The sequence below is a fragment of the Ktedonobacter racemifer DSM 44963 genome, assembly GCF_000178855.1.
GTDB classification, from domain to species: Bacteria; Chloroflexota; Ktedonobacteria; order Ktedonobacterales; family Ktedonobacteraceae; genus Ktedonobacter; species Ktedonobacter racemifer.
The window spans coordinates 2,684,997-2,708,266 of the sequence record NZ_ADVG01000001.1 but is presented as its reverse complement, the minus strand read 5'-3'; the positions used below and the strand labels follow the sequence as shown (position 1 = coordinate 2,708,266).

The 23,270-nt window shown below is 53.6% G+C and carries 21 protein-coding genes and 4 pseudogenes; 15 read left to right on the top strand and 10 right to left on the bottom strand.

Annotated features, from left to right (window positions below; all coding sequences use genetic code 11):
- Positions 1-208: 208 nt before the first annotated feature.
- Together KRAC_RS11690 and KRAC_RS11685 are read right to left on the bottom strand one after the other, a co-directional pair.
- Positions 209-910, bottom strand: a pseudogene (locus KRAC_RS11690) (nuclease/transposase family protein); the annotation flags it as partial.
- Between the two features lie 239 nt (positions 911-1,149).
- Positions 1,150-1,752: pseudogene (locus KRAC_RS11685) on the bottom strand (transposase); the annotation flags it as partial.
- A gap of 266 nt (positions 1,753-2,018) precedes the next feature.
- Between KRAC_RS11685 and KRAC_RS11680 the strand changes: the two are divergent.
- On the top strand, positions 2,019-2,570 hold the full coding sequence (locus tag KRAC_RS11680; RefSeq protein WP_007907131.1) for a hypothetical protein: 552 nt from the start codon (positions 2,019-2,021) through the stop codon (positions 2,568-2,570).
- Between the two features lie 67 nt (positions 2,571-2,637).
- On the top strand, positions 2,638-3,507 hold the full coding sequence (locus tag KRAC_RS11675) for a transposase (RefSeq protein WP_040442374.1): 870 nt from the start codon (positions 2,638-2,640) through the stop codon (positions 3,505-3,507).
- A gap of 188 nt (positions 3,508-3,695) precedes the next feature.
- On the opposite strand, the gene KRAC_RS11670 is transcribed toward KRAC_RS11675, so the two are convergent.
- Positions 3,696-4,730 (bottom strand): P-loop NTPase, encoded by a 1,035-nt coding sequence (locus KRAC_RS11670; RefSeq protein WP_007907129.1) that lies wholly within the window; start codon positions 4,728-4,730, stop codon positions 3,696-3,698.
- 310 nt (positions 4,731-5,040) lie between these two features.
- On the opposite strand from KRAC_RS11670, the gene KRAC_RS11665 reads away from it, so the two are divergent.
- The 4 genes from KRAC_RS11665 (at position 5,041) to KRAC_RS11650 (ending at position 8,843) form a co-directional block, all read left to right on the top strand.
- On the top strand, positions 5,041-5,727 hold the full coding sequence (locus KRAC_RS11665; RefSeq protein WP_007907127.1) for a Crp/Fnr family transcriptional regulator: 687 nt from the start codon (positions 5,041-5,043) through the stop codon (positions 5,725-5,727).
- Positions 5,728-5,966: 239 nt separating this feature from the next.
- Entirely contained in the window at positions 5,967-6,983 is a 1,017-nt protein-coding gene (locus KRAC_RS11660; protein ID WP_007907125.1) for a decaprenyl-phosphate phosphoribosyltransferase, read from the top strand.
- A gap of 12 nt (positions 6,984-6,995) precedes the next feature.
- Positions 6,996-8,060 carry a lysylphosphatidylglycerol synthase transmembrane domain-containing protein gene (locus KRAC_RS11655; RefSeq protein WP_007907123.1) on the top strand — a complete coding sequence of 355 codons (1,065 nt, stop codon included), beginning with the start codon at positions 6,996-6,998 and terminating at the stop codon, positions 8,058-8,060.
- Positions 8,061-8,066: 6 nt separating this feature from the next.
- Positions 8,067-8,843: a polyprenol monophosphomannose synthase gene (locus KRAC_RS11650; RefSeq protein WP_007907121.1), complete on the top strand. Its 777-nt coding sequence runs from the start codon at positions 8,067-8,069 to the stop codon at positions 8,841-8,843.
- 51 nt (positions 8,844-8,894) lie between these two features.
- Here KRAC_RS11650 and KRAC_RS11645 read toward each other — a convergent pair whose 3' ends face one another.
- Together KRAC_RS11645 and KRAC_RS11640 are read right to left on the bottom strand one after the other, a co-directional pair.
- A complete protein-coding gene (locus KRAC_RS11645; protein WP_007907119.1) occupies positions 8,895-9,434 on the bottom strand; it encodes an NYN domain-containing protein in 540 nt (179 codons plus the stop codon).
- 18 nt (positions 9,435-9,452) lie between these two features.
- Entirely contained in the window at positions 9,453-10,199 is a 747-nt protein-coding gene (locus tag KRAC_RS11640; protein WP_007907117.1) for a hypothetical protein, read from the bottom strand.
- A gap of 306 nt (positions 10,200-10,505) precedes the next feature.
- Between KRAC_RS11640 and KRAC_RS61325 the strand changes: the two are divergent.
- Positions 10,506-11,066: pseudogene (locus tag KRAC_RS61325) on the top strand (IS607 family transposase).
- 583 nt (positions 11,067-11,649) lie between these two features.
- Positions 11,650-11,856: pseudogene (locus tag KRAC_RS11625) on the top strand (PAS domain S-box protein); the annotation flags it as partial.
- A 110-nt stretch (positions 11,857-11,966) separates the two neighbouring features.
- On the opposite strand, the gene KRAC_RS11620 reads toward KRAC_RS11625, so the two are convergent.
- A complete protein-coding gene (locus KRAC_RS11620) occupies positions 11,967-13,628 on the bottom strand; it encodes a CocE/NonD family hydrolase (RefSeq protein WP_007907115.1) in 1,662 nt (553 codons plus the stop codon).
- A 377-nt stretch (positions 13,629-14,005) separates the two neighbouring features.
- Between KRAC_RS11620 and KRAC_RS11615 the strand changes: the two genes are divergently transcribed.
- Both KRAC_RS11615 and KRAC_RS71120 read left to right on the top strand, forming a co-directional pair.
- Positions 14,006-15,052: a proline racemase family protein gene (locus KRAC_RS11615; RefSeq protein WP_007907113.1), complete on the top strand. Its 1,047-nt coding sequence runs from the start codon at positions 14,006-14,008 to the stop codon at positions 15,050-15,052.
- A 77-nt stretch (positions 15,053-15,129) separates the two neighbouring features.
- Complete coding sequence (locus tag KRAC_RS71120) at positions 15,130-15,306, top strand: hypothetical protein (RefSeq protein WP_157506391.1); 177 nt, start codon at positions 15,130-15,132, stop codon at positions 15,304-15,306.
- Here the strand turns inward: KRAC_RS71120 and KRAC_RS11610 are convergent.
- Positions 15,303-16,250, bottom strand: coding sequence for an ornithine cyclodeaminase family protein (locus KRAC_RS11610; protein WP_007907111.1), 948 nt, complete (start codon positions 16,248-16,250; stop codon positions 15,303-15,305). The two genes, KRAC_RS71120 and KRAC_RS11610, sit on opposite strands and share 4 nt — an antisense overlap.
- A gap of 417 nt (positions 16,251-16,667) precedes the next feature.
- Between KRAC_RS11610 and KRAC_RS11605 the strand changes: the two genes are divergently transcribed.
- The 3 genes from KRAC_RS11605 (at position 16,668) to KRAC_RS71115 (ending at position 18,774) form a co-directional block, all read left to right on the top strand.
- Positions 16,668-17,216, top strand: coding sequence for a DinB family protein (locus tag KRAC_RS11605; RefSeq protein ID WP_007907109.1), 549 nt, complete (start codon positions 16,668-16,670; stop codon positions 17,214-17,216).
- A 15-nt stretch (positions 17,217-17,231) separates the two neighbouring features.
- Positions 17,232-18,293 (top strand): LLM class flavin-dependent oxidoreductase, encoded by a 1,062-nt coding sequence (locus KRAC_RS11600; RefSeq protein ID WP_007907107.1) that lies wholly within the window; start codon positions 17,232-17,234, stop codon positions 18,291-18,293.
- A gap of 172 nt (positions 18,294-18,465) precedes the next feature.
- The gene (locus KRAC_RS71115; RefSeq protein WP_157506390.1) at positions 18,466-18,774 is read left to right on the top strand and encodes a hypothetical protein; all 309 of its coding nucleotides are present in this window, start codon (positions 18,466-18,468) and stop codon (positions 18,772-18,774) included.
- 139 nt (positions 18,775-18,913) lie between these two features.
- Here the strand turns inward: KRAC_RS71115 and KRAC_RS11595 are convergent, their stop codons facing one another.
- The gene (locus tag KRAC_RS11595) at positions 18,914-19,732 is read right to left on the bottom strand and encodes an MBL fold metallo-hydrolase (protein ID WP_007907105.1); all 819 of its coding nucleotides are present in this window, start codon (positions 19,730-19,732) and stop codon (positions 18,914-18,916) included.
- A 136-nt stretch (positions 19,733-19,868) separates the two neighbouring features.
- Positions 19,869-20,063: a TetR-like C-terminal domain-containing protein gene (locus KRAC_RS11590; protein WP_040442365.1), complete on the bottom strand. Its 195-nt coding sequence runs from the start codon at positions 20,061-20,063 to the stop codon at positions 19,869-19,871.
- A 257-nt stretch (positions 20,064-20,320) separates the two neighbouring features.
- Here KRAC_RS11590 and KRAC_RS11585 point away from each other — a divergent pair, with 257 nt between their 5' ends.
- Entirely contained in the window at positions 20,321-20,833 is a 513-nt protein-coding gene (locus tag KRAC_RS11585) for a maleylpyruvate isomerase N-terminal domain-containing protein (RefSeq protein ID WP_007907103.1), read from the top strand.
- A 340-nt stretch (positions 20,834-21,173) separates the two neighbouring features.
- On the opposite strand, the gene KRAC_RS11580 is transcribed toward KRAC_RS11585, so the two are convergent.
- A complete protein-coding gene (locus KRAC_RS11580) occupies positions 21,174-21,686 on the bottom strand; it encodes a recombinase family protein (RefSeq protein ID WP_244422031.1) in 513 nt (170 codons plus the stop codon).
- A gap of 875 nt (positions 21,687-22,561) precedes the next feature.
- Between KRAC_RS11580 and KRAC_RS11575 the strand changes: the two genes are divergently transcribed.
- On the top strand, positions 22,562-23,209 hold the full coding sequence (locus tag KRAC_RS11575) for a TetR/AcrR family transcriptional regulator (protein ID WP_007907102.1): 648 nt from the start codon (positions 22,562-22,564) through the stop codon (positions 23,207-23,209).
- Positions 23,210-23,270: the final 61 nt, after the last annotated feature.

Sequence of the window (23,270 nt, the reverse complement as noted above, 5' to 3'; positions counted from 1 at the left end):
TGAGCCTCCTGTCTTCCAGGGTAATGTGTGCCTCGTCAATGTTAGCAAACGGTTTTACGTACAACACACGTCCTTAACCCTCTAGGGATGTTTAATGCTGTACCGTAGCGGCAAAGCACCCCAACGTACCTATTTCGTTCCTAACGTAGCCCGATAGCCTTGATGATTCTATCCATCAAGTCTGCTCTGGCTGAGACTGGTCAGGTCCAGGCTTACTTACGCAAGCCCCTGCCTTTAGGCATGGGGTTCCTGACTGACTGAGGGCTGTCGTGCGTGTGGGAACTTCGATGAGGATGCCGCCCGTGCTTGCAACGGTGCGTCTCAAGAGATCTACAAACATCCCTGGTGCTCGCAATCCCACACTCTTGCCAAACTGCTTTTGCCATGCCTTGTAGGAAATCTTCTCAACGATGATGGTGTTGCCCAGCGCGACGATCTCGTGCACCTTGCATCCATGCAGGCTCTTGCGGTGGGCTGCCAGCTTGCGCTCTTTGGTGGCTTTGCATCGTCGCGTGGCCTGATAGCGCTTACTCTGTTTCCACCGCAGCTTCTTTCGGCCTTGCTTTTTGATGCGCCCCTTCTCGTCATAGTGCTCAGGATTGGCGGCTCGCCTCTGCCGATCCATCTGCCGTTGCAAACGACGAATGGCACAGGCCTCAGGAGCCAGTTCAGCACAAAACACCTCCAGGCTCGCCTCCCCTTCCTGGGGAACGAGGGCCAGGGTTGAGGGTCCCAAGTCCCCTCCAATGGTGCCCGTGCCAACCTTGTGCTTGGGTTTGTGGTGGGGCTTGCCTTCCAGGGCCAATTGGACCACGTAGCGAGAGCCCTGGGCATCAGCTCCGGCAGCTCGGGGGCTACTGGCCGGACGTTGGATGAGGCGGGCATACTTAATCCGGTGCCTGAGGCCATGTCAGAGCCGGTGAAAATCCGAGCCGGTTTAGGCGCGTTTTGCCTCAATGGCTGAGCGAGTGTAGCACGCTTCTCACGCGGCATCAAGGCCGCTTCGCTTCCCCTTGACGCCGCGTGAGAAGCGTGCTCAGAAAAAAGATGCGCCATTGAAGCGAAAAAAATGGTCATTTCTTTCGCCCTCGAAAAGCAGCCATTCCGGTTCTAAATCGGCTCAGAATTACGTCGGCGTTAATAGCCATGGGTCGCCACCTCATCGTTCCAATCGATGAGGGCGGGCAACCGGTCTCCGTTCCAGAGGAGAAACCCTGCATTTCCAGCTTCGGGCGGCTGCAGGACAAAGCGCAGGCTGGTGTCATTGCGTTTGTTCTCGATACTGGAGAAACCGCCCCCTCGGCTCTTGAAGCGCACGCGTGTGGCCTTGCCCAGGCAAACGCGGTTGAGGGCGCGATAGGCACGAGTGGCCAACGTTTGCGCCAGCACCGCCTCGATATGTTCGGCAATCCAGCCCACGCGCAGCCCTTTGACCGCCTCGTGTAGGGCGGCTTCGGAGAAGCCATACCTCTTGCGCAAGGAGGAGAAGGCAGCCGCTCGTTCCGTCTTGTGGGTGCGAGGGAGGGCACGTGCCTCTTGCCAGGCGAGATCAGCCCGCATGCGCCTCAAACGTTTCTGCCCTTCGGAGAGGATGGCATTGTAGAGCTGGCGAGCGGCTTCTAGGTGGGCGCGCAGGCGGGTCGCTTGCCCAGAACCGACGACCAGGGGCAGTTCGAGCAGAAAGGTGGGCGTCGCAGCCCGCTTCTCCTGTTGTTCCTTCTGCTTGCGCTGTCCCTGACGTTTATTCGGCATCTTCGCTCCTTCTTCGAACGCACACGTGTTCTCGATACGTTGACGTCTATTCTACCAGAAAGACCGGAAGAACACAAGTTCTAGGTGTATGTCTCCTGCTCTCTTTCCCCCCATACAACAGAGGCGGCGATTCATCCCCGGCATCAATGAAACGCCATGCGCCGGAGGCCACTGAGATGAACTAAATTGAGAATCGAGTTGCCAGAAAGAGAAAAAAAGAGGATGATCTTTTCATCACATATTGCACGAGAAAGGATCATTCTCCTATGTCACCTCATGATACCGCTCTGGGAGAAGCCAACCAAGCATCTGCGGGGAAGTACTCAGCCATTATCGCTCAAACGAGCGACGTATTGCTGCAGGCTTGTGGATTGGGTTCCGAGGCCTGTGTAGATCGATTGCATGCCACTCTCGTCCGTGGGCGGGGGCGCCCGCAGCAGGTGGGCTGGATCCACTTGTGGAGCAGTTTGTTGCTCTGCGCCCTCCAAGGGATGCACTCATTCGCAGACTGGCGCCGTTTGGTGGGGTTGCAGCAGATCGGTCCTTTTGCTCCGGTCTGGCTTACACGCAATGGCCTGGTTAAACGGCTTTTACAAGCCGGCCTGGATCCCTTGCAAGATGTGTGGGAGGTGGTCAATCTGCGTCTGGCTCACATCGGCTCCTGGGCAGTATCAGCAGATGTAGCTGCATTTGCCAGTGGAATTTTCGCTCTCGACGAAACCCGTCTGGATATCATAGGGAGGTATCTTAAGCCTTTGCGTGGTTTGAGCACCCAGGACGAGAGCCTGTTTTGCTGGCAAGTTAGTGGGTCTCTTTGATCTGCGCCACCAGCGATGGTCACGACTGGAGTGGCGCAAGGATGTTCATGAAAACTGTCGAGTGGATATGCTCGATTTCCTTCAAGGGCTCTCGATTGGCAGCTTGCTCCTCTTCGATCTCGGCTATTTCAGCTTCCCTTTCTTTGATACCTTAACGCAACGGAAGATGTGGTGGGTCAGTCGCTATCGGGAGAATACCTCCTATTCCATCGCACATGCGTTCTATCGACATCACGAGAAACTTGATGCTCTCATCTGGTTAGGTACTGGTAAGAAGCAAGCACGCCATCTGATCCGCTTGGTGCGGTTAGGTGATGGGATAGGTGTTCGCATGTATCTTACGAATATCTGTGATCCACAGATGCTCTCACTAGGAGAGGTAGCTCAACTGTATGCTCGGAGATGGGATATTGAAATGGCCTTCCGCTTACTCAAAGAGTATCTGGGAATGTCGCACTGGTGGAGTAGTAAGCAGGAATTGATCCTGGTACAGATCTGGGTGGTGCTTATTCTCTCGCACATCATTTATGCCCTGCGTGAACGGATTGCGCTGGCGGCAGATTGCGACCTCTTTGAGGTATCGGTACCCGTTTTGGTCGAGCTGCTGCCTCGGCTTTGCAGCCCTTCAACGCTCCAGCTCGAACAGCTCATTCAAGCGGGCCGTCATATGGGTCTGCTGCGTGCGAACCCACGTCTCGCACTGAGTCTGCCCCAGGTGGATTGTTCGTGCTATCAACCAGCCCCGCCTGATTTGCCCAGACAACGGCCGGGACGCGCACCTTCGCCTCCGCGTGCGCGTCCCCCAAAACCAACCAAACGCGTATGTGGTTATGAAGTACAGCGGCAGAGGCGACAAGCAACCAAAGAAGCCAAGGCGATGAAAGCATCCCAGGCCAAATCTCCTCGGGCTATTCAACCGCCAACGGGCGTCACCTGATCTACTTTTAATTTAGTTCATCTCAGTGGCCAGCGGCGCATGACGTTTCATCAATGACCGGGGCTTTCTCGCCACGTTCTCTTTTAACAGGGGTAGAGGATGTGCTGTGGAAAGGTCGTAGGCCTTTCCACAGCACATCCTCTACCCCTGTTAAAAGAGCATCGCTCTCGTATGGTTGTGGGAAACGCTTAGCGTTTGATCTTGAGCGTGCTCACAAAGTTGGCGGCCAGGGCCTCATAGGCGTCGGAGTAGTACTCTTCGACGCGACCAGCGTCACACAGCGAGGTTAACGCCGAGTCGATCGGCATCTGTCCTAGCAGGGGTGCGCCCGTGACCGAAACCAGTTCCGTTGCGTTGCTGGGGCCAAAGATCTCATAGCGCTCGTGATTGGGAGTCTCAAAGTAGGACATATTCTCAACGACGCCCACGATTAAGCCTTTGAGCTGCTGTACCATGTTGACACACTTCATGACGACCATGGTGGCAAGCATCTGTGGTGATGAGACAATCACGACGCCATCAAGCGGCAGCGCCTGCATAACGGTCATGGGGGCATCCGAGGTCCCAGGAGGCAGGTCGACCAGCAGGTAATCGAGCTGGCCCCAATCCACATCGCTATAGAATTGCTTGATGGCGCTCGATATCATCGGGCCGCGCCAGACAACGGGATCGCTCTCTTTTTCAAGGAACATATTCATAGACATGACTTTGATGCCGCCTTTGCTGCGTAACGGCTCAATGCCTCCACTCGCTGACTTGGTGGGCTGTCCCCTGGTGCCAAACATGCGCGCAATGCTGGGGCCGGTAATATCGCCATCTAGAATACCCACGCGCTGCCCCTGTCTGCGCAGCGAGACCGCCAACAAGCCTGTGACAAGCGACTTGCCTACGCCGCCCTTGCCGCTCATAATTGCGATTACTTGCTTGATTTTTCGGTCGGGATCAGACGAGAGCATGTTAAGCGGAATGCCCTTGCCCACAGGAGCCTTCTTCGGAGCCACTGAGGTCGGCTCTCCATTCGCGGCCGCATTGAGATCTTTTACCAACAGTTCAAGTTTCTCTGGAGAGAAACGATGCGTTCTTGCCCCGCCCGCGACACTTTCACGTGCTCCAACCGCACAGGCGGTACATGGGAGACCATGACCATGAAATACCTTGACTGTTGCTGGATACCTGGTCACGACATCATGAATAACCATGTCGGCAGTAATAGTTTCCGCCATCTCTTATCCTCAATAGCGGCAATAACAGTGTAGACACGTGTTTGCCGCCCTGCAATTTGTAAACTAACAAAGCTCAAAAGACACTGCTTCATAGATAAAAAAGTGTAATTCCTACCTATTTACTCCGATTATTATAGCACACATCAATCCAACCGGCTATATTTCCAGTGCTCCAGGGCAGGGTTTTGAGAGGCCTCGCTTGATCCTTTTCGCTACATTGCACGCAACTATGGCTTATGTTATGATGGCTGCATCAGGTAGATAACGTGCAGCTGACACACACAGCAAAATACACAGAAAAGGAATAGCGATGGAGGCAGACACCGAAAGCTATTTTAAGCAAGTGAATCTCTTCGCGGGTCTAAGCGAAGATGAAATTCGCGAACTCTCCAGTGCAGCTCGTAAACGCTCCTTTCGCTCTGGCGAGGTCATCTTTCATCGCGATGATCCCGGACAGGTTCTCTACGTTATCAAAGAAGGGAAAGTGAAAATCTGTCTTATAAGTCCTGATGGGCAGGAGATCTCGCTTGTTGTCCTTGGTAAGGGCGAATATTTTGGCGAACAGGCCCTGCTTGATGGACTGGGGCGTTCGGCCGATGCCATTGCGCTTGAAAAGATTGAGTGTTATACCTTACAGCGTAGTGATTTTCACAAAGCGATCCTCAAAAATCCAAAGATTGCGATCTCTGTGCTCGAAGTCCTCTCCAAACGCCTACGCAATACTGATCAGCAGGTAGAAGATCTTATCTTCCTGGATGTATATGGGCGCGTGGCGAAGAAGCTTCTCGACCTGGCTGATGCGCATGGTATTCAGGCCAGCGATGGTGTGCGTATTGATGTCCGCCTGACGCAGCAAGAGCTTGCTTCGATGGTTGGAGCCTCTCGGGAAAGTGTGAACAAGGTGCTTGGCTATTTTACCGACAAGCAATATATTAGTACAGATCGTCACCGTATCACCATCCACCGCATCGCGGACCTGCGCCGGCGCGTTTATTAGATAATGTCATGTCTGTTTGAGACCTCGCTCAGGTTGGTGTGTTAGTGGCAGCCTCAGGTAGCCACCACGCATCCAATACACCAACCTGAGCATTTGAGTACCCAGAATATGCCTACATACCTCCTGGACTTTTGGCCTACTCGTTACTGCTCCAAGCGCTGAACCGTCTCGTTAATAACTTATCCTGTTGGTAACATATCAGACATGATATTGAAAGAGAGCGTCTTTTAGGGAAATCTATGCCAACTACTAGTGAACCTAGCGTAAATACATCACAATCTCCACATGGCGGCTTACCGCAACTGACAGCCCAACAACCTACACCGAGCACCCTGGGGCGCCTGCGGGCCCTGGTAAAGGCGATGCGGCTGAAACAATGGACTAAGAATGCCACTCTTTTTATCGCTATTGTATTTGCCAGCCACCTCTTGCTAGTAAATGAGTTTGAGCGAACCGCTCTGGCCTTTCTCGCATTCTGCCTGGCTTCCAGCACGATCTATCTGCTCAATGATTTGCTTGATATTGAGCAAGATCGACAGCACCCGGTCAAATGTAAGCGTCCCCTGGCATCGGGACAACTCCCCGTCTCCTGGGCTATTGGGGCCATTGTCGTCCTGGTGCTAGCGTGTGCGGCCCTGTCCCTGGCGATCTTTTTCCTTCCCGTTGCCAAATCTCAGGATGTGTATGCCAGCCTGGGGGGGGCAAATGTTCTCTTCTCGCTCTGTGTGCTCTCTTACCTGGTGCTCATGGTTCTGTATGGCATCTGGCTAAAGCATATTGTTCTGATCGATATTTTCGTGATTGCCTGCGGCTTTGTCTTGCGTGTGATTGCGGGTGCGGTCGTGACTCCCGTTTCGATCTCCCCCTGGCTCTATATGGTGACCTGCCTGCTCTCGCTCTTTTTGGCATTGAGCAAGCGGCGCAATGAACTGGTACTCTTGCAGGGGCGAGCTAGCTCTCATCGCCAGATTCTGAAGGAATATAATATTCCTATGTTGGATCAGATGATTACGGTTGTGGTTACCTGCACCCTGATGGCTTATAGCCTCTATACCATCGAGGCGCCTACTGGTCACCACAATATCATCCTGACCCTTCCCTTTGTGCTCTATGGCATCTTTCGCTATCTCTACCTGGTCTATGTACGCAACGATGGGGGGAGCCCTGACGAGGTCCTGCTACGTGACCGCCATATGCTGATAACCGTTTTGGTGTGTGCGACAATTATTCTGCTTGTATTCTACTTACCACACTGATGGAGCTGGCTTTTGCAAACTCGTAAGATACGTAACGGCATTGTAGTCTCGTTAATATTTGCCTTCGTGGTCATGCTGGTCATCGCGCTCTATGCCGATGTTCCAAACATGCTGGCGGCATTTGCTGGCTTTCACTGGATCTACCTGCCTGTGATCCTGGGCCTGACCCTGGTGAACTATGCTGGACGTTTTGTGAAGTGGAGTTATTATCTTAAGCGTCTGCGGATTGTTGTGAGACCCTCCATCAGCCTGCTCATCTTTCTCTCGGGCCTGTCAATGGCTATTACGCCTGGTAAGATTGGTGAACTGCTCAAATCCTATTTGCTTAGGCAATATACCGATGCACCTATTAGCCACTCGTCGCCTATTATTGTGGCTGAGCGGCTCTCTGATGGCCTGGCTATGCTGGTGCTGGCCTCTTCTGGCCTCTTGCTCTATCGCTTTGGTTTGCAGTTGATGCTTCCCCTCCTGATCGTTGGCCTGGCTGGTGTGCTGGTCATTCAGAACCGCACGCTCTCTCTGCGCCTCTTGCGCATTTGTGAGCGGCTCCCTTTTCTGGGGCGCTTTGCTCAGCATTTCCAGGCTTTCTATGAGAGTGCCTATACATTATTGCAGTGGCGCCCTCTGCTTCTGGCCGTTGGCATTGGTATTGTGTCCTGGTCAGGGGAATGCCTGGCATTCTATTTTGTCTTCCGAGGTCTAGGGATTGCGGCAAGTATGGATCTGGTGCTGAAATCTACCTTTATCCTTGCCGTTTCTTCCCTGGTTGGCTCTGCCTCTGGCTTGCCTGGTGGGCTTGGTTCCGCTGATGGCAGTGTGCTGGGGCTGACCCGCCTTCTGGTAACGTCATCGTCGGCATTGGGAGGTGCTGCGACTCTGCTCATTCGTTTCTGTACTCTCTGGTTCGGGCTACTGATCGGAGTTGGTGCGCTGATTACGCTCCGAACTGTGCCTGCGCTCAAGGCCGTTCCCCGTGAACGCGCTGAGGCTGATCGTTTGCCTGATTCCCAGTCCCTTTCTATTGCTCATCAATCTAACGCCGATCTCTCATCGGTATCGGCGACTCGCGGAGAATAAGTTTCCATGAAAACGTTGATTATCATTCCTACCTATAACGAGTACGAGAACCTGCGCCCTCTGCTGGAGAGCATCTTTTCCTTCGCTCCTCAGACGCATATCCTGGTTGTCGATGATAACTCGCCTGACAATACTGGCAAGCTTGCGGATGAGATTAGCGCGAATGATCCTCGCGTTCATGTGCTGCATCGTGCCGGGAAGTTGGGCTTGGGTACTGCCTATATCGCGGGCTTCAGGTATGCTATTGAGCATGCCTATGATGCCGCTTTCGAGATGGACGCCGACTTCTCACATGATCCCAAGTATCTGCCAAACTTCCTGAAGGAGATCGAGAACGCCGATCTCGTCATTGGCTCGCGCTATATCCCTGGCGGTAGCACGCCTAACTGGTCGATCACGCGTCGCCTCATCAGTGGCTGTGGGAATATTTTTGCACGCTTCATGCTTGGTATTCCCGTGCAAGACTGTACCGCTGGTTATCGCTGCTATCGTCGCCGCGTGCTAGAGACGATCAATCTGGATACAATTGAGTCGCAGGGCTACGCCTTCCAGGTTGAGCTGGCTTATCGGGTGATGAAGCATGGCTTTAAGATTGTTGAGACCCCCATTACCTTTATGGATCGCCGCGTTGGCTCCTCCAAGATGTCCAAGAACATTGTTTTTGAGGCATTCACTTTTGTCATTCGCACGCGCTTTGGTAAGCAGCAGCATACGCCTGTGATTAAGAGTGCCGTTCAGGAGAGCCAGGCCGAGCAAGAGCCGTCCCCTGTCGCTCATAAGTAGCCTTTACATCTATACTCGTCAACACGAAAATAAGGGCCGTCGCGACGGCCCTTATTTTCGTTTCTTCTTTTTCTTTTTGCCCCCAGTGTGCTGTTGCAGGCTCATTTCCTCATAGTCCCATTTTGCTTTGTCCGCTGGATTGAGTCCATATACCTTGCGCACCTCGATGCGGTGCCTGGCCCGGGCCTCAACGTCTCTTGGCCCTGCCTTTAGCTGCATGGCTAAATGTCCCGTTGAGCGTGTTTGGCCCCCCTTCTCTCCCACGGCGTCGCGAATTTCTCCGTCATCGCTATACATCTCTACCTCTCGCCCCGCCTCTCTTGCCTGGGCTGCCATCCTGATGATGACTGCGTCAGCCTTCTCCCCATAACGCGAGAAGACAATACGAATATGCTCTTCGTGTCTGATCTCTTCTCGAGCCCCATTCCCATCAAAGACGACAATCAATGTGTGTTCACTGTTGCGGTATCGATTCCTCAACTGTTGAATCAGGACGCGGCGCGCGTGCTCCATGTTGTCTATGCCCAGGGATTGAAACATAGGATTCTTTTTGATGACGTTGTATCCGTCGACGAGAATATCACGGCTCATGACATTGGTGTGCCCCTTTTATTTGAAAAATGGAGGATGGTGCAGCCAGTTCCAGAAAGCAGCCATGTATCCGCGCACATCAATGTGAAGTATCTGCCATAAAAATGTATTGACCTCCATTGAGAGCGTGGCTGCTATGATTCCTCCTACGAACAGTGCTAGCAGGATAATTCCAACGCTGAAGACGGCTTTGCGTATGCAGCTGAAGTGTGGCCTGGGTCGGCGCCCTGGGAGGGTCGCGATCTCATCAAGCGCTACCTCGCCTGGTTTCTTCTCTCCGCGGGCCAGGATTGTGCTTGCTTTGAACACAGGTGGCTGCGTCGTTCTCTCATGCACTCGACCCCCATCCTCATCCACCTCTTTCCCCGAAACACTGCGTATGCGTTTCCCTCGTGTGTGCGTTGGATGTGTGGAACTGGTCTTGTTCGTCCATTCCCTATGATAGCGCCCTTCTACTATACAGACCAGTCCCTCCTGACTATCCTCCCCCCAGGCTGTGTTTCGCTCCTGCACCTGAAGTACTAACCCTGCTTCCTGCACGCAGGCGGCACACAGCGCATAGGTCCTATCCCAGCAATCTGGGCAGGCAGGTTGGCGGCAGCGATAGCAGAAGTGGCTGATGTTGAGGAGCAGGTGCTCGCGCTGCATGGGCGTCAGTGGCTCCCACAACTGCCATGCGCCCGTCACGGTGTAGCGCGCCGCACAAATGCTACAGGTCACCGACCTCTCGTTCCTCTGTGCCTCTGGATTTGTGTAATTGCTCATATCGGCCTCCTGCTTATGCCGGTGTAAAGAGCACAAAAATGTTAAAGTGTATTTTGAAAGCGAATTGGAAAGTGTAACTTGTTTTTGCCTTTATTATACGTTCTCACTGCCCCTCCCAACATGCTCAAGCAAATTTTTTGAGTTGGCGAAAAATTGCGAAAGGATTTTTTATCACATCTGTAGAACTCTCCGAAGGCCCTACGCAAGTACGAGGAACGTTGATTATGTGTAATATGGTGTAATGAACGTTCGCAAGAAATAATGCTATATGTTGACAAATAGAGTTATTTATGGCACACTTCCTACATGAAGTTGAGTCAATACGCCAAACAACAAGGCATTCGTTCCCGAACGGCGTTTCGTTGGTGGCAAGCCGGACAGATTCAAGGGTATCAGGCCCCCTTCAGGAACCATTATTGTGACTGAAGGGAAAACTCCTTCGCCTCTCTCTGAGAAAATTGCCATGTATGCTCGTGTCTCCTCGCAGGAGCACAGAGACAACTTAGAACGCCAAGTTGAGCGGCTGCAACTCTACTGCCGTGCGAAAGGCTATCAGGTAGCCATCTTCGCCAAAGAGGTCGCATCTGGTGTCAATGATAGTCGCCCCAAGCTCTTGAGCCTCCTCAAGGATACAAGCATTACGCGTATTGTTGTTGAACATCAGGATCGGCTTACTCGTTTTGGAGCCAACTATATTCTTACCTTGCGGAGCTCGCTCAAGGCCGTTGCGTTGAAATTGTGAATCTGGCTGATGATGACAAGGAAGATTTGATACAAGATGTGAGCAGCATTTTTTACAGTTTTTGTGCTCGGATGTATGGACAACGACGTGCCAAGCGCAAGACAGAGAAAATGGTGAAGGAATGAGAAGCGAAGGAAGAGTAAGGATGCAACTGGTTGAACGCCATTTCATCCCTACAGATGATGCCCGCTATGCTGCTCTCGACGCGGCTTCCTTTGCATCCAAGAACCTCTACAATTTGGCGAACTACCACCTGCGCCAAACGTTCATCAAGACAGGTACGTATCTCGGCTATGCTGAGGTCTATCATCTGGTAAAGGACACCGATGCCTACCAAGCCTTGCCGCGTAAAGTGAGCAATGATGTCCTTCGACTTCTTGACAAGAACTGGAAGGCGTTTCGTAAAGGGCTTGAAGCGTGGTTTGAAGACCCCTCGAAGTTTCAAGGTCGTCCCAAACTACCAAAATACAAAGACAAGCAAAAGGGACGCAATATCCTCGTTTACGATCTGCAAGCCATCTCAAAAAAAGCCCTCAAAAAAGGGAGTATTCCTTCAAGTCTTCTAAGTAGTCTCCTTGAGGCCAGAGTTGGGACGCATCTTTGCTACCAGGGATGGGGCAGGTGTAAGGGAGAGGAACCGCAGATATGTCGAATAGAAAGCACACCAAGCGTCTCACGCCTGTCTCACATGAGACGCTCCTCACTATCCAGATCCTCAAGTGGTTTGGGACCGCCACCGACATCGAGGAGCGGAAACGGATGGAGGAAGCTTTGCGCCAGAGTCAGGAACGAGCGAGCGTCCTGATGAACTCCAGCATTATCGGGATCTTTGTCGACGAAGGCGAGCAGATTGTGGATGCCAACGACACGTTTCTGCGCATGACCGGCTATACTTGCGAAGACCTCCGCGCGGGCGCATGAACTGGGTGCAGTCGAACGTTCACGCTATTGACCAGGGGACGAGGGTGATTGCAGTCCACTCGCTCAAAGCGCGAGTGGACTGCAATCACCCTGGAAAGGTTCATTTACCCATTCCGCTTTGGTACTACGGGCAATACTAACGCGGAGGGGTGTACCGCACCGTGATAAATCCTCTGGTGAGCCGTAATGTATTCGCTGGTCTTACCCAGAGGTGCACCGGTATTCAAATTGCGATCATATTTGGGGAATGCGCTGGAAGAGACTTCCAGCCCGATGCGATGCCCCTTCTTAAACAACTGCGCGGTATCCCAGCATTCGATAGTGTAGCGATAGATCTTGCCGGGTTCAATCAACGAGGGCCTCTCCATGCCATCGCGGAAACGAGCTCGTATCAGGCCATCACATAAACGCTGCCTGAAGCCGGTCGGCCAGACATCAACCAGCTTCGCTGTAAAGTCGGTATCTATGGCAGAGGATTCCGCATAGAGTTCGAGGCGCACCGGACCTGTTACCTCCACTTCTTCCGCAAGCGGCTCGGTGACGTAAACAAGCACATCATCGCGGCGCTCCACAGCCGCGTAATCATCGGGACCACCAATCTGCGATGATGTCGGTTCGGAAATAAAAGGGACGGGACGAGCTGGATCATAACGGTATTCGTCTACCGGCTCTTCACCTTCCGGCATGTGCGTGGATAACGTGCCATCTCCAAATAAGCTATTGGCGTTGCCACCACTGTGCAGGTAGTAGTGCGTCCATTGTGTTCGTGCCAGAGGCCATTCCTGCTCGTCGCGCCACGTATTCTCGCCCATAATAAAGATGCGTACAGGAGCCTCCTGGGTAGCGTGCGGCTTATTTTTCAGCCAGCGATCAAACCAGCGTATCTCTTCGCTACGCATATCGATCAGAGAACCCGGGCCAAAATCGATCTCACCCAGTTTGCTTGTTGTATTTACCGCGTGCCCCCACGGTCCCATCAGTAGACGCTGACCGGCGCGTATCTCAGGCGTTGTCCCCCTGGTAGACATGCCGTGAAAGTTCAGAGGAGTACCAATTTCCTCGTCATCATACCAACCCGAAATGTGCAGCACGGGAACATTGATGCTATCGAACTTGTTCTGGTAGCGTATACGTTCCCAATACTCATCGAGCAGAGGATGCTCGATATCCTCGCGCCAGTGCCGATTAGGCCGCCCCGCTCGCTCGTCCATAGTCGATAAGGGGAGATGCCAGTAGACTGACCCCCAGTCCACTGCCTCCATCACCTGATTGACCTTGCCACTCACGTAGTGCAGCCAGCATAAATGCATGGGCGAAGCTAGACCGGTCGGTGTTTCTACAAAAGGATCGGAGGGCGTCACGCCTACTATCATCGCTTTCAAGTGAGGAGGCGAGTGTAACGCTGTAAGCCACTGAATTCGACCCGGATAAGAGCCACCGATTGTCCCTACAGCACCGGTTGACCACGGCTGAGCCGCCAGCCACTCGATAGCATCGTACCCATCGATACCATCATTGAAATACGGCGTAAATTCACCCTCTGAATCGCCGCGCCCGCGCACATCCATACCGACGAAAACATATCCGCGTTGTACATATGCCTCAGCACGTTCTAACATTGCCGTGTTGGCCTTGACATAAGGGGTGCGCATGAGAATCACCGGCCACTGTTCGCCGGTCGGAGGGAAATAGATATCAGCTGATAGGGTCACGCCGTCGCGCATTGGCACGCGCTGGTCAAAAGCAATCCGCATATCTGAGGCCATTGCATATTCCTTCGTTCTACCGTTCTACGGAATACTACCTGGAAACATCGCTTCAAGCTGCCCTATAGTCCAGTCTACGTTGCTCTTTATGAGAAGTCAACCGGGAAATGGCGTAGCATACCGGTAATGAACCCGATGTGCAAGCTTTTGACCGTCTGCGGTAGCGCTTTCCCTGTGGTTGTGGCCTGCCGGCACTGTTTGCCGGCAGGCCACAACCACACTATAGAGGAAAGGAAGCAGTCTCGAGCAGAAATGGAGCAGTTCGCAAGAGCATGACGCCTACCCTGATCAAGAGAGAAGCTCATTGTGCGTCTTCTTGCTGTATACTGAAAAACAAGCCCCTCTACACATGGCATATTTTCGCAAGGAGGAGATCGATGGATCTCGATTGGAAGCAGTATCGTCCGGCAGAAGGGACCGTCATTCTCAGTACCATAGATGCACATGCAGCTGGTGAGCCGCTGCGCATAATCACTGGAGGGCTTCCCCCTTTACCGGGCACAACCATCCTGGAGCGGCGACGCTTCATGCAGGAGCATTACGATCATCTCCGGCAGGCATTGATGTGGGAGCCACGTGGACATTTCCATATGTACGGGGCGGTGCTAACACCGCCAGTCACGCCGGAGGCCGACCTGGGCGTGCTGTTTCTACACAATGAGGGATATAGTACCATGTGTGGACATGGCGTCATAGCACTGGTGACCGCGCTCGTGAAAACCGGCGCGATCCGCCCGCAGGGACCACATACGCCTGTCACCCTCGACACGCCGGCCGGGCTGGTTCGCGCAACGGTGCACCTTGACGGCAGTGGGCAGGTAGAGCGTGTCTCTTTCCTCAATGTCCCTTCGTTCGTGTATGCACGCGAGGTCGAGCTCGAGCTGCCGGCATATGGGAAGCTGGCGGTCGATATCGCCTTTGGTGGAGCATTTTATGCGATTCTACCAGCCGAGCGAGTGGGATTGCGGGTGGTGCCAGAAGCAACCGCACAGCTCGTGGCCGCCGGTGAAGCTATCAAAAAGGCTGTGAATACCAGGCTCTTGATCACGCATCCGTTTGAAGAGGACCTGGGCTTTCTGTATGGCACGATTTTGACAGATGTCCCGCAAGATCCAGCACACCAGAGTCGGAATATCTGCGTCTTCGCCAACGCCGAAGTAGACCGCTCTCCAACCGGGACTGGCGTGTCAGCTCGTCTCGCGCTCCACGCGGCCCGGGGTGAAGTTGCCGACGATCAGCCAGTAGTGATTGAGAGCCTTTTAGGGGCCAAGAGCGCCTTCAGTGGGAGAGTAGCAGGCCGGGCAGTGGTGGGGCCCTTTGAGGCCATCATTCCTGAAGTCAGCGGAACAGCCTTTCTCACTGGTCGCCACGAATTTATCATAGAGGCCACGGATCAACTGGGGAAAGGGTTTTTGCTTCCCTGAGTTGTCACTCTGGTAAATAGGCATTCGCGGATGAAAACACGCTCTAATGGACTGTACATGGTACAATTGCGTGGCTGATGGCTACCGATGGTGGACTCGACTTCTTCCTTGCTGCGCTCTCACATGGCACAAACCTCACGCTCAATTTTCAGGGCGAACCTGAGCGTATCGCCTCTGATGATGGTGGGTTCCCGTGTTGTCGGCGGCAGTCGAGCCCCGGTTACCCACCCTTTCTCGTCTTGCCAGCCTTTTAGAGTGCCACGCTACGACCAACACCCTCCTGTTTCGCACGGTGATAGACGAGGTTGGCAGCAGCCATATCCTCGCAGGCGTGCCCCATGGCCTTGTAGACGGTGAGTTCGTCTGTGGATTGCCGGCCCTGGCCCAGTCCCAATAAGACCTCGCCAAGCTCCGTGCCGAGGCTCGAATCCAACCCAGCCAGTTCAGCACAGCCAGCCGGTGGGGGCTCGAAGGCCTGTCGGGTCTCCACGAAGAGGCGCGCCTCAGCGATCACCCTTCTGTCCAGTTCTCCGCCCGGAGGCGCATAGCCAACCGAAGTGATATGCATCCCGGGTGCGAGCCAGTCGAGACTGATCACTGGCTCAGTTGCATTCGTGCACAGGCACACCACGTCGGCTCCACGCACGGCCTCCTCAGCGACCTCCACCGCGTGTGCCCTGGCATCGATGGTCGCCAACTGCTCGGCATGGGCGAAATGGCGCGAGGCCAAACGAATCTCGGAGAACGGACGCGCGTGGGGAAGCATCAGGAGATGAGCATGGCCCTGCACTCCAGCGCCGATAATCGCCAGCACACGAGCATCTGTGCGCGCCAGAAGTCGGGTCGAGAGGGCAGCAGCCCCGGCCGTCCGCAGCGCAGTAATGTAGGTCCCGTCCATGAATGAGAGGGGAGTACCCGTCTCTGGAGAGAACAAGCAGATGAGAGCCTGGTGCACAGGAAGGCCGAGCCGCTTGTTCTCGTGAAAGAGGGTGACCAACTTGACGGTGACTTCTCGGCTCTGCTGATAGGCTGGCATGGCAAGCAGAAGCCCGGTATTGGGGACGGAGACCCCAATGCGTTTGGGGGCATCAACCAGGCCGCTACTTTGCGCCCTGAAGCCCTCGGAAAGCTGGTCCAAGAGCGCCTCAGGGTCCAGCAACCTCCGGACCTCCGCATCGTTGAGCATTAAGATGTCCATAGGAACCTCTCCCAATCAGTATGTACAGGTTTTGGAAAAAGTGTACCAGAATGGGAGCGGTTTTTCCAGGAAGTTTTGATAACATATGGGAAATGAGGCCAATCTCCACGCTGGTAGGTGCGCCGTTTACAAGCATTTTCACCATATCTCGATGGCTATCATTTTCGCACCCGTGGCGCTCATATATCGCTTTCCTCTAAGCCAAAATGATCTACGAATATCTGCACGATCAGTACAAGCACCTGGAGCTATATGTAGATGAGTTAAATAAAGTTTTTTACAGTACTGGCGGTTTGAACTCTGTGATGGGCGAATCACTCTGTTGCTGTGAGCATGTGGCATAATAGGAGCATATAAATCCCTGAACGGGCTCTGATAATGTTTGCAAAGCAGTAAGCGTCGATATGAGGATGAACTATGTCTCAAGGCAAACAGGAGACGCGCGAGGAAGAGGTTGCTCGCGTTCGTAGTTATCTGGCGAGTCAGGCGATGCGTCGTACAGTAGGGCAGCTCGTTGAAGCGCTGCGAGAGGCGCACCATCAGTTTCTAGCTGCGACTGCTGCTGTCCCTGATGCTGCCTTTCGCACAGCTCCAAGGGAAGGGGAATGGTCTGCGGCTGATGTCCTGGCGCACGTCCGAGCCATTGCTGCCATTGACGAACGTTCGATCTGTGGCGTGCTTGAGCGTGGCGAGCAGCCTGCAAATGTGGATGATGCGCTTGAGCAGGCTTCACCCAATGCCACACGAGAGCAAATGTTGGCAGATATCGAAGAGTTCCGTGAACAGTTGATAGCTGTCGTGCTTCAAGCCGACTCCCAGGCTCATCTCGATATCCTCTGGGGACACAATGAGTTCGGCAACATGAACTGGCGAGAATGGCTCCTGTTCGCTCGTGTCCATACGCTCGATCACGCACGTCAGATGCAGGCAATCGCAGCGGTATTGGCATCAACGTCACCTCTATAGAGGAGAGAGAAACAGATGAAACTGGCAATACAGTTTGGTGTCTCTACCTATACCTCCTCCAACGAAGACTGGGCGTCGGCACTCACCTATGCGGTTGAAGCTGAGCGTTTAGGGATAGATTCGGCCTGGACTGCAGAAACGTGGGGCTATGACGGAGCGACGCCTCTGGCATATCTGGCGGCAAAGACTACCAGGATAAGGCTTGGCACAGGCATTCTGCAGGTCGGCACTCGTACCCCTGCTCTGACGGCGATGACCGCCATGGCCCTGGCATCTCTCTCTGGAGACCGTTTTCTTCTTGGGTTGGGTGTCAGCGGGCCACAGGTAATCGAAGGATGGCATGGAGTGCGTTTTGCCCGACCACTCCAGCGTTTGCGGGAAACCGTGGAGATTGTGCGCCAGGTCACCCGAGGAGAACGCCTTGTCTATCACGGGGAAGCGTATCAGATACCTCTTCCCGAAGGTGAGGGCAAAGCGCTGACCTCAAGTGTCTCAGCGCGACCGGGCCTGCCTGTTTACCTGGCAACGCTCGGTCCCAAAAGCCTGGAACTCACCGGTGAGCTGGCCGATGGCTGGCTCGGCACTTCCTTCATCCCGGAACATGCCTATCTGTTTTTCGATCCCATCGCAGCTGGGGCTGCACAGGCAGGCCGCACCATCGCTGACCTTGATCTACAGGTTGCTGCCGGAGTAGTTGCGTTCTCTGATGACGTTGAGAGCCTGATTGTTCCTCGTAAGCCGGGTCTCGCATTCACGCTTGGGGCTATGGGATCACGGCAACATAACTTTTATAACGATGTGTACCGACGCGCCGGGTATGCGGATGTAGCGCTTGAGGTGCAAGATCTGTGGTTCAAGAAGCAGCGCGAAGCGGCGGCGTCGCGTATCCCCGATGAACTGATACTCAAAACCAATCTCATCGGCACGGAAAATATGGTACGTGAGCGCCTTCGCGCCCATCGACGCGCTGGAGTGAACACGTTGCAGGTGGATCCTGCTGGGCAGACACTGGATGAGCGACTGGCAACATTGGCGCGCTTGGTAGAACTCGTTAAAGAGATCAACGCTGAGCCTTGAGGCAGAGATTATATTGCTCGCCAACTCCCGGTGCCGTAAGGTATCGAGGACACATCGGTTTACTCAAATCCTTGAGCCTCAAGACGTGTGCAACACTTCCTCGATGCATGCTGCAATTTCCTTCTGCTTGTGACTGCCCATCCCGTAGAGTCGCCCAGGAAAGGAGGTCAGAATGGCAATGCGGTCGTCGGCCAACTCCTGCTCAGGCGTCTTCCTATCGTTGGGGTACAGCACAGTGAAGCGAACACCGTCAGTGGTCGGTAACGGCTACGATTTCATGCGCTGTCTGGCTGCCCATCTGCGCTATAAAGGACTGGAGGGGCAAAGGCCAGAATACGGCAGCGTTTCTCTCTCCTGGCAGGCGTTCGGCAAGAGGAGGCCGATGGATCGCTACAGCTCCGATCTCGCCCTTTGGCACCTCTGTCCTGCACGCCATCGAGCATCGCCCGCCCGCTGTACAGTGCAGGGGGCTTGGCAATAAGACGGTGACCGGATCGAGTCTTTCCCTGAAGAAAGGATCTTTATGGAGCAGAAGGACAAAGCACCGCCATCACAACAGGGAAAAAGCGGCAACGAGTAAAAGGGAATGAGGTGAGCTATGCACTCACCTCGAATAAAGTCTAATCCAACGGCCGCTCAAGGGCCTGGAGATATCTATCGGCAGAGCGCAGCACGGCCTGATGAGCATCTTGCATCACAACGCGCCCGAACCAGGCCCCATAGAGGCGCTCAAAACGATAGGGGGCAATAGTATCGCGAATACGGTTGACCTCGTAGGCCGGTAAGGGAATTAGATTGGGATAGCTGTACATGAAGGAAACCCATTGCCGGTCGGCCACAACGGTAATGATGTCGCCGGACAACAACGCCCCCTTGCCATCGAAACCGGCAGGCCAGTGCAGAACAGTGCCACCGCGAAAATGCCCTCCCAGGCGGATCAGCGTGAGATCTGGCTGCAGAGGATGCGTTTCGCCTGACCAGAATATGATGTGTTCGTCGGGCCGCATCACCCACTGGCGATCAGCCTCGTGTAGGTAGATCGGTGCATTGAAGTGCCTGGCCCACGCCACCATCGAACTATAGTAGTGAGGATGAGAGATGGCAATTGCCGCGATGCCACCACGCTGCTGCACTTCGGCCAACGTCTGCTCATCCAGCAGACTAATGCAGTCCCAGAGTACGTTTCCCTGCGGCGTCTGAACCAGCAAGGCGCGCTGCCCTATGGCAAAAGAAGGCTCGGTGCCAATGCCGAGAAGATTCGGCTCCTCTTCCTTGAAGACATTACGAAATCCATTGCGGGGCATCTCGGCCAGCGTTGTCCATTGCTGTCCGTTGTATCCCACATATTGCCGTTGATCGTTACAGATCGGGCACGCGAGAGGCTCAGCCTCTCGCGCCGCGAATTGAGAACCACAGGTAACGCAGATCCAATGTTCCATCGTACCCCTTCCTTTCCAGAAAAGTTGCTCTCTTTTTGATGACATAGATCAGTATAGAATGATGGGAAGCCCGCTGTCATTGTCCAAAAGGTGTAATTTTTCTTTCGTACAAAAGGACAGGATTTGAGCGCCAGGATCAAATTACAGCACGTACAATCTCGTGGGCAAACTGATCATCGAGGGGGCCGTGTTGCACCAGCAGATGGTACCACATGGCTCCATAGATTAGATCGGCCAGCACCTCAATATTGCTATCAGGCGGCAAATCGCCCCTCCCGACGCCATCACGCAACAGAGTGATGGCGTCGGCTGGCGTCGAGTAGCAATACATCTGGGCATTGCAGGAGGGGCAGCTCTAGTCCCTCTTTTGTCAGAACGGGAGGGAGGCGTGAAAGCCGTTCATGAAGGAAATAAGCGTGGCGAAGCCGGAGTGGAGATCAGGGATGTCGAAGACCATCAGCCAAGGCAAGAGCAAGCAGGAGAAGACGTAGGGCTGGAGAATGAGCCTCACATTGTTCAGGAGGTTTTTCCATCCCTGCCCCCGATCCCACCACACATGCTCGGAAAAATGCTCAAAAGGAGACGGCCATGGATAAGCAGACGTTTCTTGATACGCTGCACGGTGAACGTGCGCAATGGGATGCACAGGTGGCGCAGGTCGACGAGGAGCGAATGACGCAACCTGGTTTTGCCGGGAAATGGTCGCTAAAGGATGTCATTGCACATATCGCAGTGTATGAAGAATGGACCGCAAATGAGATCCAGCGCGCACTGCGAGGCGAGCAGCCAGAGTGGGGCCCGGAGTTGACGGGGGTGAGCGACGATGAGCGAAATGCGAGATTATATGAGCAGCAGCGCGGGCGGACGCTCGCCGACACGCTGGCTTTCTCTCGGCGGGCATACCAGCAACTTGTAGAGGCAATACAGGCGCTCTCCAACGAAGAATTCAATAGCACCGATGGATTGGGCGGACGGCTGCATTCGTTTTGGGTGGGACGACCGCTGTGGAAAGGGCTTGTCGGGAATGCGTATCAGCATTATCGAGAGCACTCACCAGATCTGAAAGCGTGGCTGGATGGTCAGGCAGAGGTTGGTAAATAGCGCCCGGTTGAGAACCTCTATCGAGCTTTCACTTCAGTTTTTTGGCGATTCAATCTGTTTTGTCTGAACCGATCTAGCCTGTTTTTGCGGTCTCACCAAGCACCAGAAAGTAGCACGCTGACCATCCGAATTGACAACCATCAAGTATTATAGATCGCCTCCTGGGCGGTTTCTCTGGTGTACGATAGTTGTGCTGCTCAACCTTTGCGCTTTTTACCAATTGCTCTGGATGAGCTCGACGCAAAAAAACTTGCCGCACCCGTTCGCTGGTTCGCTGCCGGCGGCATGACGATTGCTCTTTTTTTCGTGATCATGACGCCAATTTGGGAAAGGAAAACGATCATATTTCCTTCTCTGCATTGACGACGTATTTGTAGAATGTGCTGCGGTTTTTAAAGCCAGTCAACTGCATAATCTCCGCGACGGTGTTCTCTCTCGCTGCGTAAAGCGCCCGTGCTCGTGCGAGATCGCCAGGACGAATGGTACTGGTCGCTTTCGGTCGGCCCCCTTTGCGGCCACGAGCGCGAGCGGCTTCGAGCCCGGCCAGGGTGCGCTCCTGGATGATGTCTCGCTCAAACTCAGCCAGGGCTGCGATCATATGAAACATCAGCTTACCTGTCGGCGTACTGGTATCGATATTTTCCTTCAGGCTCCGTAACTCAATCCCGCGTGCGGCCAGGTCACCTACGACCTCGATCAGTTCTTTGAGTGAGCGGCCCAATCGGTCCAGTCTCCAGACCACAATGATGTCCCCCGCGCGGGCCTGCTCCAGCATCTTCAAGAACTCTGGCCGATCAAAGCGCTTGCCGGTCATCTTATCTGTAAAGGTCTTCTCGCACTGCTCACGGTTCATAGCGTTACCTGGAGTGCTGTGGTCTGCTTGTCTCGTGAGACGCGTATGTATCCAAATTTCATGAACGATTGTTCCCTCTTCTGTAAAATGTTTGTGGCCATAGTGTACACAAACTCATCTGACAAAACAAGTTTTTAGACGTTGATTAGCAGATGGCAAAACAAACAGATTGAGAGCCAAAAGTGCCCGGATGCAGGGGATTGGAGGTGTTGTGTGTAAAACGCTCGTTTTACAGACTCATCAAGAAGATAAAGCAAAGCGAGATAGCCCACTTCTTTTTCCCAATGTGAGGGAGATCCGGGAGACGTGGAAAACTCGATCACAAGGCCATGTATTCGCTCGTAAAATTTGTAGAACTTTGTGGCGAAAAGAGGCGCGACGTGCTTCATAGATACAATAGCAAGAATTGCGAAACTTCGGTGATTTGAGTTGAAAGGAAACTGTTCTCGATCTCTCGGGAGGCTCGGGCGCGCAAGGTTACATCCCCACTCCTGCTTTTTTGTCTCTTCCCTTCACGTATGTACTTTGTCAGAATTGTAATCGCGTTTGCCATGATTATCGTCGCTGCACCAGCGCTGAACAGGAGACAAAAGCGGCGCTCTTTGCCAGGTAAATTGTCGTTGCATTATCAGCGATCGTTTTGGTAAATTAACTCAAGGGTGGTCAGATTGTGAACTGAAGGATGGGAATTTGACGTGAATCATGGGAATCATTGGTTTGCGTCCAGGCAATACCGCTCTCGATCTGGCTTTCTCCATTGACACCGATGTTTATTGGCCTCCAGAGCAACCGCCCAGAAAGAGGCTTGACACCTCCTTTTCTTTCTGTTATATTATTAGTAACCATTGGTAAATAAAAATAACGAAGGTAAATTTATGGGAAGGAAAGAACGACGACTGCGAGATCGGCAAGAACTCAAGCTGAGTATGTTGGAGGCGGCACGCGCCATCGCTCTGGCCGAAGGGTGGAGCAATGTGACGATGCGCAAAATCGCTGATCGCATTGAGTACAGCCATGCCGCCATTTATGCCTACTTTGAAAACAAAGATATACTTCTCTTAGAACTCGTGCACGAGGGCTTTCGCCTGCTGGAGGCAGATCTGAAGCGAGCCCGAGCACAAGCTCATGATCCAGAGGAGGCGATGCGACTCCTCACTCATGGCTATCTCGAATTCGCCTGGCGCTATCCCGAGCTCTACCGCCTGATGTATGGTCTGGACGGCGTCACTTTCAGCATCTCAGAGCCAGAGAAAGAGGGACTACAAATAGAGGATGTGGCGATTCTGACCGTCAAAGATGTCCTTGATTTTCATGGCTGGTCAACAGAGCACCTCGCTGACCAGGTGTATATCCTCTGGGGGACCGTGCATGGGCTGGTAACGCTCACGCTGGCAGACCGCATTCGCGGTGGGCAGGCAGCACAATTAATCGAGCAAGCAATTCAAGGCATGCTGCTGGCCTGGAAACACGAGACGGATACCGCCCACTCGACTTCCCCTTCCGAACATGGAGCTCCACTCTAGGTCCATTTCATCCGTAGCGAACCTGAGGAAAATCGTCGCTTTTATTTACCAAAGGTTACTA